This window comes from Mycobacterium montefiorense (genome assembly GCF_025823255.1).
In the GTDB taxonomy this organism is placed as follows: domain Bacteria; phylum Actinomycetota; class Actinomycetes; order Mycobacteriales; family Mycobacteriaceae; genus Mycobacterium; species Mycobacterium montefiorense.
Genome location: NZ_JACKVL010000006.1, coordinates 545,845 through 558,469, shown reverse-complemented (window position 1 = coordinate 558,469; position 12,625 = coordinate 545,845). Strand labels below are relative to the sequence as shown.

At 64.9% G+C, this 12,625-nt stretch carries 13 protein-coding genes and 2 riboswitches; of the genes, 10 read left to right on the top strand and 3 right to left on the bottom strand.

The genetic code is table 11. The features are described 5' to 3' along the window. Nucleotides 1-35 precede the first annotated feature (35 nt). The 10 genes from H7K34_RS04510 (at nt 36) to gcvP (ending at nt 9,494) form a co-directional block, all read left to right on the top strand. The gene (locus H7K34_RS04510; protein ID WP_264060381.1) at nt 36-653 is read left to right on the top strand and encodes a CDP-alcohol phosphatidyltransferase family protein; all 618 of its coding nucleotides are present in this window, start codon (nt 36-38) and stop codon (nt 651-653) included. Then, complete coding sequence (locus tag H7K34_RS04505; protein WP_264060380.1) at nt 646-1,569, top strand: DUF881 domain-containing protein; 924 nt, start codon at nt 646-648, stop codon at nt 1,567-1,569. The genes H7K34_RS04510 and H7K34_RS04505 overlap by 8 nt, the downstream gene beginning before the upstream one ends. A 49-nt stretch (nt 1,570-1,618) precedes the next feature. Continuing rightward, nucleotides 1,619-1,951 carry a small basic family protein gene (locus H7K34_RS04500; RefSeq protein WP_036469126.1) on the top strand — a complete coding sequence of 111 codons (333 nt, stop codon included), beginning with the start codon at nt 1,619-1,621 and terminating at the stop codon, nt 1,949-1,951. A 68-nt stretch (nt 1,952-2,019) separates the two neighbouring features. Beyond that, nucleotides 2,020-2,886 carry a DUF881 domain-containing protein gene (locus H7K34_RS04495; RefSeq protein WP_372510679.1) on the top strand — a complete coding sequence of 289 codons (867 nt, stop codon included), beginning with the start codon at nt 2,020-2,022 and terminating at the stop codon, nt 2,884-2,886. A gap of 24 nt (nt 2,887-2,910) precedes the next feature. Then, entirely contained in the window at nt 2,911-3,309 is a 399-nt protein-coding gene (gene gcvH / locus H7K34_RS04490; protein WP_264060374.1) for a glycine cleavage system protein GcvH, read from the top strand. A 283-nt stretch (nt 3,310-3,592) separates the two neighbouring features. After that, nucleotides 3,593-4,054 (top strand): glycogen accumulation regulator GarA, encoded by a 462-nt coding sequence (gene garA, locus H7K34_RS04485; protein ID WP_276059284.1) that lies wholly within the window; start codon nt 3,593-3,595, stop codon nt 4,052-4,054. After that, a complete protein-coding gene (gene ftsR, locus H7K34_RS04480; protein WP_108923476.1) occupies nt 4,054-4,800 on the top strand; it encodes a transcriptional regulator FtsR in 747 nt (248 codons plus the stop codon). Before garA ends, ftsR begins: the two co-directional genes overlap by 1 nt. A gap of 117 nt (nt 4,801-4,917) precedes the next feature. Beyond that, on the top strand, nt 4,918-5,412 hold the full coding sequence (locus H7K34_RS04475) for a bifunctional nuclease family protein (protein ID WP_108923478.1): 495 nt from the start codon (nt 4,918-4,920) through the stop codon (nt 5,410-5,412). Nucleotides 5,413-5,715: 303 nt separating this feature from the next. Beyond that, complete coding sequence (locus H7K34_RS04470; RefSeq protein WP_108923480.1) at nt 5,716-6,348, top strand: MerR family transcriptional regulator; 633 nt, start codon at nt 5,716-5,718, stop codon at nt 6,346-6,348. Between the two features lie 63 nt (nt 6,349-6,411). Beyond that, nucleotides 6,412-6,510: riboswitch (glycine riboswitch) on the top strand. Beyond that, nucleotides 6,511-6,632, top strand: a riboswitch (glycine riboswitch). A gap of 36 nt (nt 6,633-6,668) precedes the next feature. After that, nucleotides 6,669-9,494 (top strand): aminomethyl-transferring glycine dehydrogenase, encoded by a 2,826-nt coding sequence (gene gcvP, locus H7K34_RS04465; protein WP_264060372.1) that lies wholly within the window; start codon nt 6,669-6,671, stop codon nt 9,492-9,494. Here the strand turns inward: gcvP and H7K34_RS04460 are convergent. The 3 genes from H7K34_RS04460 to H7K34_RS04450 are packed head-to-tail and all read right to left on the bottom strand — an operon-like array spanning nt 9,440 to nt 12,615. Next, nucleotides 9,440-11,053, bottom strand: coding sequence for a flavin-containing monooxygenase (locus tag H7K34_RS04460; protein ID WP_264060371.1), 1,614 nt, complete (start codon nt 11,051-11,053; stop codon nt 9,440-9,442). The two genes, gcvP and H7K34_RS04460, sit on opposite strands and share 55 nt — an antisense overlap. Next, entirely contained in the window at nt 11,046-11,759 is a 714-nt protein-coding gene (locus H7K34_RS04455) for an SDR family oxidoreductase (RefSeq protein WP_264060370.1), read from the bottom strand. The genes H7K34_RS04460 and H7K34_RS04455 overlap by 8 nt, the downstream gene beginning before the upstream one ends. 34 nt (nt 11,760-11,793) lie before the next feature. After that, a complete protein-coding gene (locus tag H7K34_RS04450; RefSeq protein WP_264060369.1) occupies nt 11,794-12,615 on the bottom strand; it encodes a mycofactocin-coupled SDR family oxidoreductase in 822 nt (273 codons plus the stop codon). Nucleotides 12,616-12,625 lie beyond the last annotated feature (10 nt).

Sequence of the window (12,625 nt, the reverse complement as noted above, 5' to 3'; positions counted from 1 at the left end):
CGCACCGCAACGTCACCGGGCTAGTGTCACGGCTCATGGAGCCGGATCCGCCAGACCGGGTACTGACAGTGCCCAATCTCTTGAGCGTCGTCCGCCTGCTGCTCATCCCGGTATTCATCTACGTTCTGATCTTCGCGCACGCCAACGGCTGGGCCGTGGCGATCTTGATGTTCAGCGGGGCCTCCGACTGGGCCGACGGCAAGATCGCCCGCACGCTGAACCAGTCATCGCGGCTGGGCGTCCTGCTGGACCCCGCGGTTGATCGCCTCTACATGGTCACCGTGCCGCTGGTGCTGGCGCTGAGCGGGATCGTGCCGTGGTGGTTCATCATCACGCTGGTGGGCCGCGACATGCTGCTGGCCGCCACACTGCCGCTGCTGCGGAGCCGCGGCTTGTCGGCGTTGCCGGTGACCTACGTCGGCAAGGCCGCGACGTTCGCCTTGATGTCCGGCTTTCCGCTCGTTCTGCTGGGCACCTGGGACGCGTTGTGGAGCCGGGTGATCGGCGCGTGCGGTTGGGGTTTTCTGATCTGGGGTATGTACGCCTACCTGTGGTCATTCGTCCTCTACGCGGTGCAGATGGTCCTGGTGCTGCGCCGGATGCCCAAGGTCACCCAGCATCCGCTCGCCCCCAAGGTGGGTGAGCATGGCTGAACTGGACCGCATGCTCGGCGGCTACGACCCCAACGCGGGCCGCAGCGCGCATACCGCGGTACGCCCAACGCTCATCCCGGTGCCGTCCCTGCTGCGTGCGCTGCTGTCGGAGCATCTGGATCCCGGTTACGCCGCGGCAGCCCAGCGACGCGGCGACACAACCGCCGCACCGACCGGGCGAACGCGCGTTTTCGGCTGGCTGTGGCAGGGCTTGGCGGCCATGCTGGTCGCCACCGTGTTCGCCGCCGCGGTCGCGCAGGCCCGCTCGGTCGAGCCCGGTGTGCGCACCGCCCAGCAGCTACTGGTGCGCAGCGTGCGGTCAACGGAAAACGCTGCCACCAAATTGGCTCAGCAGCGCAGCAAGCTGTCGAGCCAGGTGGACGACGTACAGCGACTCGCGCTGGCCGACGATGCGGAGGGTCAACGGTTGCTGACCCGTCTGGACGGACTCGGCCTGGCGGCGGCCAGCACAGCGATCATCGGCCCGGGCCTGACCGTCAAAGTGACCGATCCCGGTGCCAGCCCGAATCTGTCCGACGTGTCCAAGCAACGGGTGAACGGCAGCCGGCAAATCATCCTCGACCGCGATCTGCAGCTCGTGGTCAACTCGTTGTGGGCCAGCGGCGCCGAGGCCATTTCAGTGGGCGGAGTGCGGATAGGGCCGAACGTGACGATCCGTCAGGCCGGGGGAGCGATCCTGGTCGACAACAACCCCACCAGTAGCCCCTACACGGTCCTTGCGGTCGGGCCGCCGCACGCGATGCGCGACGTTTTCGAGAACAGCCCCGGGTTGCAACGTCTTAGGCTGCTGGAGGTCTCCTACGGTGTCGGTATCGCGGTGAACGTCTCTGACGGTCTCTCGCTGCCGGCCGGATCGGTCCGGGAAGTCAAGTTCGCCAAACAGATTGGGCCCTAGTGAGAAAAGTCCTCGTGAGGCTGGGGGAAATGCGGACGGGAAACCGCCCATGATCGGTATCGCGGCGCTGGTGGTCGGCATCGTGCTGGGCCTGGTCTTCCACCCAGCGGTGCCCGAGGTCGTTCAGCCGTATCTGCCCATCGCGGTGGTCGCCGCACTTGACGCCGTCTTCGGCGGGCTGCGTGCCTATCTCGAGCGGATTTTCGACCCCAAGGTCTTTGTGATTTCGTTCGTGTTCAACGTGTTTGTGGCGGCACTGATCGTCTACGTCGGCGACCAGTTGGGCGTCGGCACGCAGCTGTCCACGGCCATCATCGTCGTGTTGGGTATCCGGATCTTCGGCAACGCCGCGGCACTGCGGCGCAGGCTCTTCGGGGCATAGCGCGCGCCGGCGACGATGCAGAGCGAAGCGATGAGGAGGAGCGGCGCCATGATCCGGATGGGGGCAGCGTGAGCCAGGACCAGCCATCGGGCGCGGCCGACGAAAGTCGTGACGCGCCAACCGGGCACGGGGCTGACGCCGACGACGCTGCGCAGCATGGTCGCCACGAATTGCCCGCGAAGACTCCGCGCCCCGAGATCGGAGCGGTGCGCCGGACCGGCATGTCCGGAATGCTGCGTGGCGGCCGGTCCCGGTTGATGTTCGGAACGCTTGCGGTGCTGCTCTGTCTGGTCCTCGGCGTCGCCATCGTCACCCAGGTACGCCAGACCCGGTCGGGGGACTCGTTGGACACGGCGCGCCCCGCGGATCTGCTGGTGCTGCTGGATTCGTTGCGACAGCGTGAGGGCACACTGAATGGCGAAGTCAACGAATTACAGAACACCCTGAATTCGTTGCAGGCGTCCGGCAACACCGATCAGGCTGCGATCCAAAGTGCACAGGCCAGACTGGCAGCGCTGTCCATCCTGGTTGGCGCGGTGGGTGCCACTGGGCCCGGCGTCACCATCACCATCGACGACCCCGGCCCCGGGGTTTCACCAGAGGTAATGCTCGACGTGATCAATGAACTGCGGGCCGCCGGAGCCGAGGCGATCGAGGTCGATGGCGCACAGAAGTCCGTGCGGGTGGGTGTCGACACCTGGGTGGTCGGCACGCCCGGTTCGCTCACCATCGACAACAAGGCGCTGTCGCCGCCGTATTCGATTCTGGCGATTGGCGATCCGCCCACACTGGCTGCCGCGATGAACATTCCCGGTGGTGCCGAGGACAGCATCAAGCGGGTCGGCGGAAAGATGTCCGTGCAGCAGAGCGACCGCATCGACGTGACCGCCTTGCGACAACCAAAACCACACCAATACGCTCAGCCCGTCAAGTGAGACACCAACCAGAACAGGATTACCGTGAGCGATATCCCACCCGATCTGCACTACACCGCCGACCATGAGTGGGTTCGCCGGAGCGGTGACGACACCGTGCGGATCGGAATCACCGACTTCGCGCAGTCAGCGCTGGGCGACGTTGTTTTCGTCCAGCTGCCCGACGTAGGCACCGACTTGACCGCGGGCGAATCTTTCGGCGAAGTGGAATCGACGAAATCCGTGTCGGATTTGTACGCACCGATATCCGGCAAAGTGACTGCCGTCAACGGCGATCTGGAAGGCGACCCGCAGTTGGTCAACTCGGATCCGTATGGCGCTGGCTGGCTGCTGGATATCCAGGTCTCGGAAGCATCCGAGTTGGAGTCCGCCATTTCGGGGCTGCTTGAGGCCGAGGCCTACCGCGGCACACTCACCGAGTGAGGTGTTGCTAATGTCCCTGCCAGCCCAGCGCATGACAACGCCTGCAGTTGGGAGCGCGCCGGGGAGAGGGGGCCGGCCGGACGATCGCCTTGCGATCCTGCCGGTGGCTAGCACATTCCGAACCACCGCGCGGTACGGTCAACACAACAGCATTACAAGGCAAGTGATCGGCAATACAAGGCAAGTGATCGGCAATACAGGGTTAAGAACCTAGTGGGAAGCCGGCCGAACGGCCCGGTCAGACAACGCCACAGCGGCCAGTGAGGAGCAGCGGGTGACGGACATGGACAACGACCAGACTTCGGATGAAGTCACCGTGGAGACGACTTCGGTATTCCGCGCCGACTTCCTGAATGAACTGGACGCGCCCGCGCAGTCGGGTGCCGAGAGCACGGTGTCCGGGGTTGAAGGACTTCCGGCGGGCTCGGCGTTGCTCGTCGTCAAGCGCGGGCCCAACGCCGGATCTCGCTTCCTGCTGGACCAGGCCATTACCTCGGCCGGCCGGCACCCCGACAGCGACATCTTCCTCGATGACGTCACCGTGAGCCGCCGGCACGCCGAATTCAGGTTGGAAAACAACGAATTCCACGTGGTCGATGTGGGTAGCCTCAACGGGACGTACGTCAATCGCGAGCCGGTGGACTCGGCCGTGTTGGCAAACGGCGACGAAGTGCAGATCGGCAAGTTCCGTTTGGTGTTCCTCACGGGGCCCAAAGGTGACGACGATGGAGGATCTGGAGGCTAGTGAGCGCACCCGATAGCTCGGCCCTGGCCGGGATGTCGATTGGGGCGGTCTTGGACTTGCTGAGGCCGGATTTCCCCGATGTCACGATTTCCAAGATTCGCTTCCTGGAAGCCGAGGGACTGGTGACGCCGCAGCGCGCCGCGTCGGGATACCGCAGATTCACCGCTTACGACTGCGCGCGATTGCGCTTCATTCTCACCGCGCAGCGCGATCACTACTTGCCGCTGAAGGTGATCCGGGCGCAACTAGATGCCCAACCCGACGGTGAGCTACCAGCGTTCGGATCGCCTTACGGCGTACCGCGATTGGTTTCGGTGACCGACGACGACGCCGCCTCCGATAACGGATCCGACGCCGCCGCGGTGGCACCCACCCGGGTCCGGTTGAGTCGAGAAGACCTCCTGGAACGCGCGGGCGTGGGCGAAGATCTGCTTACCGCACTACTCAAAGCCGGGGTCATCGCGAGCGGTCCCGGCGGATTTTTCGACGAGCACACCGTCGTGATCTTGCAGTGTGCGCGAGCCCTGTCTGACTACGGCGTCGAGCCACGGCATCTGCGCGCCTTCCGCTCGGCCGCCGACCGGCAGTCCGACCTGATCGCCCAGATCGCCGGACCGCTAGTCAAGGCCGACAAGGCCGGTGCGCGCGACCGCGCCGACGACCTGGCGCGCGAGGTTGCCGCACTCGCAATTACTTTGCACACGTCGCTGATCAAGTCCGCCGTTCGCGACGTTCTGCGACGCTGAGGACTAGACTTCCCTCAACAGCTTGGTGTTGAGCGGTATGGAGAGAAATGGTGTTCCAGCGGGTCGTCGCGCCGAGCGTAAGTCGGACACGGCGGCATGTGCGGAGGGCAGACGCAAATGGGTGAAGTTCGTGTTGTCGGCATTCGCGTCGAGCAGCCGCAGAACCAGCCGGTGCTGTTGTTGCGCGAGGCCAACGGCGACCGCTACCTGCCGATTTGGATCGGCCAATCGGAGGCGGCAGCCATTGCGCTCGAACAGCAGGGCGTCGAGCCGCCCCGCCCGCTCACACACGACCTGATCCGGGATCTCATTGCAGCCCTTGGTCATTCACTAAAAGAGGTGCGGATCGTCGATCTGCAAGAAGGCACTTTCTACGCCGACCTGGTCTTCGACCGCAACATCACCGTGTCGGCGCGCCCCTCGGATTCGGTGGCGATCGCACTGCGGGTCGGCGTTCCGATCTATGTCGAAGAGGCCGTTCTCGCTCAAGCCGGTCTGCTGATCCCCGACGAGAGCGACGAGGAATCCAGCACCGTCGTTCGCGAGGACGAGGTGGAGAAATTCAAGGAGTTTCTCGACAGCGTGTCGCCCGATGACTTCAAGGCCACCTAAACCCGTGTCGCGGCGGCCCGGCCGCAATGAGTGTGACGAAACAGCGGGTTAGTTGGGGTGCCGGCGCCGGTTAAGCTTGGACGTCGATATCACGGATCCGTCTCAACTGACACTGTGATCTCGACACGCCTACTGGCTAGCACGCCCGTTGCCCTTACGGCAGCCATACTTTGCAAGACGAGTTAGGGCACGGCAGCGATCGAACAGCGTAAGCTCACTAGCACTCGGGCCTTAGCCAACGTGGCTGTCAAGGCAGCCAGTGGACGCAGCTAGTGACGAGCGCGATCGGCGAGAGGAACCACTGTGAGCGACCAGCCACGTCAAGAACAGCTGGAACTTGCTGAACACGCGGATGCCGCAACCAATGGTGAACCGAGCGTCACCGTGGCCAGCGGACCCGTCCAGCCTGGCCTGTTTCCTGACGATTCGGTGCCTGACGAGCTGGTCGGCTACCGCGGCCCGAGTGCCTGCCAGATCGCCGGAATCACCTACCGCCAGCTGGACTACTGGGCACGCACGTCGTTGGTAGTGCCATCGATTCGCAGTGCGGCGGGATCCGGCAGCCAGCGGCTGTACTCATTCAAGGACATCCTGGTTCTCAAGATCGTCAAGCGGCTGCTGGACACCGGCATCTCGCTGCACAACATCCGTGTCGCGGTCGACCATCTACGCCAGCGCGGCGTTGAGGATCTGGCCAACATCACGTTGTTCTCGGACGGCACCACCGTCTACGAGTGCACGTCCGCCGAAGAGGTCGTCGACCTGCTGCAGGGTGGCCAGGGCGTGTTCGGCATCGCCGTATCGGGTGCGATGCGGGAGCTGACCGGCGTTATTGCCGACTTCCCAGGTGAGCGCGCTGACGGCGGCGAGTCGATTGCGGCACCGGAGGACGAGCTGGCCTCGCGGCGCAAGCACCGGGACCGCAAGATCGGCTAGTCGCCGACACTTTGGCAATTTCGTTCACCGCGCTGCCACTCACAGGTAAACTAGACTTCGTATCACGCCAGCGCGGGAGAGTTCTGTGGCAGCCAGCCATGGACGCCGAAGGAGCAACACCTCTCCGTCAACCTCTCAGGCACCAGGGACCGCGCGAAGGTGACGATACCTCTGGAAAGCGGTGCCACGTTGAGTGGTACACCCGCCGATGGGGAAAGGCGCTCGGGGGGACGTGCGCCGAATCTCTCAGGCGCCCGTGAATGGGTGAGGACAGAGGGGGAGGGCCGTTAGTAGTCCCTCCGTCCATGTCAGGGGTGCACGTGTCCGACCACTCAACTTTCGCCGACCGCCATATCGGACCCGATAGCCAGGCCGTCGCGGCCATGCTCGACGTGATCGGCGTCAGCTCGCTCGACCAGCTGGCATCCAAGGCCGTCCCGGCCGGAATTCTCGACAAACTCTCTGAAAGCGGCGTCGCGCCGGGTCTGAGCACACTGCCGCCGGCCGCTAGCGAGGCCGAGGCGCTGGCCGAACTGCGGACGCTGGCCGACACCAACACGGTCGCGGTGTCGATGATCGGACAGGGCTATTACGACACGCTCACCCCGCTGGTGTTGCTGCGCAACATCATGGAGAACCCCGCCTGGTACACCGCCTACACGCCGTACCAGCCGGAGATCAGCCAGGGCCGTCTGGAAGCGCTGCTGAACTTCCAGACCATGGTCACCAGCCTGACCGGCCTCGAAATCGCCAATGCCTCGATGCTCGACGAGGGCACCGCGGCAGCGGAGGCCATGACGCTGATGCGACGCGCTGCCCGCGGCACCGCCAACCGGCTGGCGGTCGACACCGACGTCTTCACGCAGACCGCTGCGGTGCTGACCACCCGCGCCCGGCCGTTGGACATCGAGATCGTGACCGCTGATCTGCGGGACGGCCTTCCGGATGGCGACTTCTTCGGTGCCATCGTCCAACTGCCCGGGGCCAGCGGCCGGATCACGGATTGGTCCGCGTTGATCGCCCAAGCTCACGACCGGGGCGCCTTGGTCGCAATCGGCGCCGACCTGCTGGCCTGTACGTTGATCACCCCGCCGGGTGAGATCGGCGCCGACGCTGCCTTCGGCAGCACCCAAAGGTTCGGTGTACCAATGGGATTCGGCGGCCCACACGCCGGGTATCTGGCCGTGCCGGCCAAGCACGCCCGTCAGCTGCCGGGTCGGCTGGTCGGCGTCTCGGTCGACAGCGACGGCTCACCGGCCTATCGCTTGGCGTTGCAGACCCGCGAGCAGCACATCCGCCGCGACAAGGCGACCAGCAACATCTGTACCGCGCAGGTTCTGCTGGCGGTGATGGCCGCGATGTACGCCAGCTATCACGGCGCCGACGGGCTGACCGCCATCGCCCGCCGGGTGCATGGCCGCGCCGACGCTATCGCCGCCGCACTGGGCGATGTGGCAGTGCATGAGACGTACTTCGACACGGTGTTGGCGCGAGTGCCGAGGCGCGCGGATGAAGTGGTTGCCAAGGCCAAGGCCAGAGGTGTCAACCTCTGGCGCGTTGACACCGACCATGTTTCGGTCGCGTGCGACGAGGCCACCACCGATGCCCACGTGGCCTTGGTCCTGGACGCTTTCGGGGTGTCGCCTGCCGAATCTTCGCCGACCGATATCGCCACGCGCACATCGGAATTCCTGACCCACCCCGCCTTCACGCAGTACCACACCGAGACGGCAATGATGCGCTACCTACGCGCGCTGGCGGACAAGGATATCGCCTTGGACCGCAGCATGATTCCACTCGGCTCGTGCACGATGAAGCTCAATGCCGCCGCCGAGATGGAGTCCATCACCTGGCCGGAGTTTTCCCGGCTGCATCCGTTCGCTCCGGCGGCTGACACCCCGGGGCTGCGCCGCCTGATCAACGATCTGGAGACCTGGCTGGTGCACATCACCGGCTATGACGCGGTATCGCTGCAACCGAACGCTGGATCGCAAGGCGAGTACGCCGGCCTGTTGGCGATTCACGAATATCACGCCAGCCGCGGCGAGCCGGACCGTGACGTCTGCCTGATTCCGTCCAGCGCACACGGCACCAACGCGGCGTCGGCCGCCCTGGCCGGGATGCAGGTCGTCGTGGTGGGCTGCCACCAGAACGGCGATGTCAATCTCGATGATCTGCGCGCCAAGATCGGCGAGCACGCCGATCGGCTTTCGGCGCTGATGATCACCTACCCGTCCACGCACGGGGTGTACGAACACGACATCGCCGATATTTGCGCGGCCGTGCACGACGCCGGCGGCCAGGTGTACGTCGACGGCGCCAACCTCAACGCGCTGGTGGGCCTGGCCCGGCCCGGCAAGTTCGGCGGCGATGTGAGTCACCTGAACCTGCACAAGACGTTCTGTATCCCGCACGGTGGCGGCGGCCCGGGTGTCGGTCCGGTCGCGGCGCGTTCGCATCTGGCGCCGTTCCTGCCGGGTCACCCGTACGCCCCCGAGCTGCCGGGGGGTCACCCGGTGTCCTCGGCGCCCTACGGCTCGGCGTCGATCCTGCCGATCAGCTGGGCCTACATCAGGATGATGGGCGCCGATGGGCTGCGGGCGGCATCGCTGACCGCGATCGCCTCGGCCAACTATATCGCCCGCCGGCTCGACGAGTACTTCCCCGTGCTGTACACCGGCGAGAACGGCATGGTCGCCCACGAATGCATCCTGGACCTGCGCGGCATCACCAAGACGACCGGCGTAACCGTCGACGATGTCGCGAAACGCTTGGCGGACTATGGCTTTCATGCGCCAACCATGAGCTTCCCGGTAGCCGGGACATTGATGGTGGAGCCTACTGAGAGCGAGGACCGCGGCGAGATCGATGCGTTCTGTGAAGCAATGATCGCCATCCGCGGCGAGATCGATCGCGTCGGCGCGGGCCAGTGGCCCGCCGACGACAACCCGCTGCGGGGCGCACCGCACACGGCCGAGTGTCTGCTGGTCGCCGACTGGGATCACCCGTACACGCGGGAAGAGGCCGCTTATCCGCTCGGCAAGGCTTTCCGGCCCAAGGCGTGGCCGCCGGTGCGTCGCATCGACGGCGCCTACGGCGACCGCAACCTCATGTGTTCATGCCCACCCGTGGAGGCGTTCGCATAGAGCGCCCTTTGGCCTGCTAGATCAACCACAGCGCTCGACGATCGCCGCGGCGATTCGATACGGCGCCGCGTGTGATAATCCGATAGCCGGACTCGATGTGTTTTGCGCCAGAACGCAATTGCTGAAGAAGGCCAGAGCGCGGTGTTCTTGCCGGTGGCGGGATGCTGGTACCAACTGCGGCATCCTCCCGCCTGCCAGACGGAATGCACGAGACGTCCCTGCAACCAGTCGTTGAACGCCCGCTCAATCGGCGGCCGAACCACTAACACACCGAGCTTTCGGCGCCGAGCCGTCTTCAGGCAACTCAGGATGTACCGCGTCTGGGCTTCGATCATGAAGATCTGCGAGTTGTGGCCGAGCCCCGAATTGGGACCGAGCATGACGAAGTAGTTTGGGAATCCCGACACGGTGGTGCCCAAGTAGGCCGAGGGGCCCTGCTGCCAGCGATCGGCCAGCCTTTCACCGTCGTGTCCCACGATCTCGATGTCGGAGAATGCGAACTGGGTGTCGAACCCGGTCGCGTAGATGACGACATCGGCACCGTGTGACTGTCCGTCCGCGGTGATCACCTGATCGGCGGTCATCTCGGCGACCGGCGATGTCACCACGGTGACGTTGTCGCGGGTCACCGCCGGATAGAAATCGCTCGATATCAGCAGACGCTTGCACCCGAGGGCGTAGTCGGGCGTCAGCGCTGCCCGCAACTCCGGGTCAGCCACCTTGCGCTGCAACATCGTTCGCGCCAGGCGCTCGGCGTCCGCCATCGGGGCTGAAGGGTCGATGAAGCCTTTGACACGTTGCTCGTGAATCCAGAACAGCCGCGCTCGGGTGTACCAGCGGTAAGGTGCGAATCTCCGCAACTGTTGTTGACGAGGTGAGAACGTTCGATCCGCCTTCGGCACGATCCAACCCGGCGTGCGCTGAATGACGGTGAGCTGCTTGACATCCGCAGCAATGCGGGGCACGAATTGGATTGCGCTGGCACCGCTGCCGATCACCGCGACGCGCTTGCCTTGCAGCGTGACCGAATGATCCCATCGCGCCGAGTGAAACGCATTGCCAGCGAAGATCGAGCGCCCGACGATGTCAGGATACAGAGGGCGACGAAGCAGCCCCGTCGCCGAAACCAAATAGCGGCACTCCAATACGGTTCCCGACGAGGTCTGCACCGTCCAGCATTGTCGGGATTCCTGCCAGCGTGCCGAAATCACCGCGGTGGCGAAATCGATGTGCTGTGTCACGCCTTCCCGCGCGGCGACATCGTGCAGGTACCCCAAAATCTCGGGCTGGCTTGCGAACAACCGCGACCAGTCCGCCCGCTGGGCGAATGAGAAGGAGTACAGCGGTGCGGGGATGTCGCACCCGCATCCGGGATAGGTGTTGTCGCGCCAGGTTCCGCCGAGGTCGTGGGCCTGTTCGAGGACGCGGTAGGAAAACCCGGCACGCTGCAGATGGTGCGCGATGCAAAGCCCACTGACACCGGCACCGATGACCACCACGTCAAGCGTCGCAGGACGAACCTCCCGCAGCGGTGCCTGGCTGCCAGTTCCCCTACTCACCGGCGCGTCCAGCCCGGCTGGGACCGACGTAGAGCGAATTCAGCTGCAACCCGCCGTCAATGCCGATCTCCTGCGCGGTGATGTAGCCGGACCCGTCGCGCACCAGGAAGGCGACCAGATCGGCCACTTCTTCCGGACGCCCGAAGCGGCCGCTGGCCACCGTGGCCCTGATGCGCTCTTGATCGGCCTCGGGCAGTGCCAGCACCGGTGGGGTGGCGATCATGCCGGGCAGTACGCAGTTGGCGGTGATCCCGAGTGAGCAGTTCTCGATCGCGATGGTTCGCACCATCCCGTACAGGCCGGCCTTCGATGCCGCGTAGGCAACCTTGCCCGGCGAACCAAGTTGAGCGGCCATGCTCGAGATCGCGACGATGCGTCCGAAGCGCCGCTCCCGCATCCCCGGCAGGCAGGCCTGGATGGCGCGAAACGATCCGGTGAGATTGACGTCGATATCGCGCGACCACTTCTCCGCCGACATCGAATGCGCCGGGGCGAAGGTGTCGACGACGCCGGCAACGGACACGCATATGTCGACGTCGCGTACCGCGTCTGCCGGAATCGGGTCGGCGGACAAATCCATCACCACGTCGGCTGGGCCTGCCATATCCATCGTTCGCACCGTCACATCGGCCGCACGCAATTGATCGCAAACAGCCGACCCGATCCCTCCGTTGGCACCCGTCACCAGCGCCGTCCGCTTCGTCACATCATCTCCTCACCCAATATGCAGGCGCCTCAGGCTATTTCGCACTGAAGCCCGCGTCGACCGGAAGGGCCACCCCGGCGACGTACTTGGCGTGGTCGCTCACCAACCAAAGCACCGCGTCGCTTACATCTTCGGGCGCGATCATGGAAACCGGAAGAAGGTTCGTGACCGCCACGGTCACTTCCGGGTTGTCGGCCACCCAAGCGCCCACTGCGTCGTTCATGATCATGGGTGTCTCGACGCCGGTGGGGTGGATCGTGTTGACGCGAATGTTGTCGTTCGCCAACCAATGCGTGAAATTCCGCATCAACCCGACGACACCGTGTTTGGTAGCGGTGTACGCGCAGCTTCCCGCGGTCCCGTCGGCACCGACGCCCTTGAGACCCTGGGTGGAGCTGACCAGGACGATCGAGCCGCCCTTGCCTGCTGCCCGCATGCTGGGCACGGCAGCCATGACCGTGTTCCATACGCCGATTAGGTTGACATCGACGATGTCGCGGAATATCTGGCTGGGATCGAATACCTTTTCACCGGGTGCGGCGATTCCCGCATTCGCCACGATGATGTCGATCGGGCCGAGCAGCTCCGTGGCGTCGGCGACAACCCGGTTCATTTGTGCCGCGTCGCGGACGTCCGCCGTTCGGGCAGCGATCCGGCGACCCTGCGCTTCGACCGCCTTGATCGTCTGATCGAGATCCTCAGTAGTCGCCAACGGGTAAGGGACCGAATCGATCTGGTCGCACAGATCGACGGCGACGATGTCCGCGCCCTCCTCGGCTAAACGAATGGCGTGGCTTCGCCCCTGGCCGCGTGCGGCGCCGGTGATTAAGGCAACCTTGCCGTCGAGCATGCCCATGGGTCTTCCC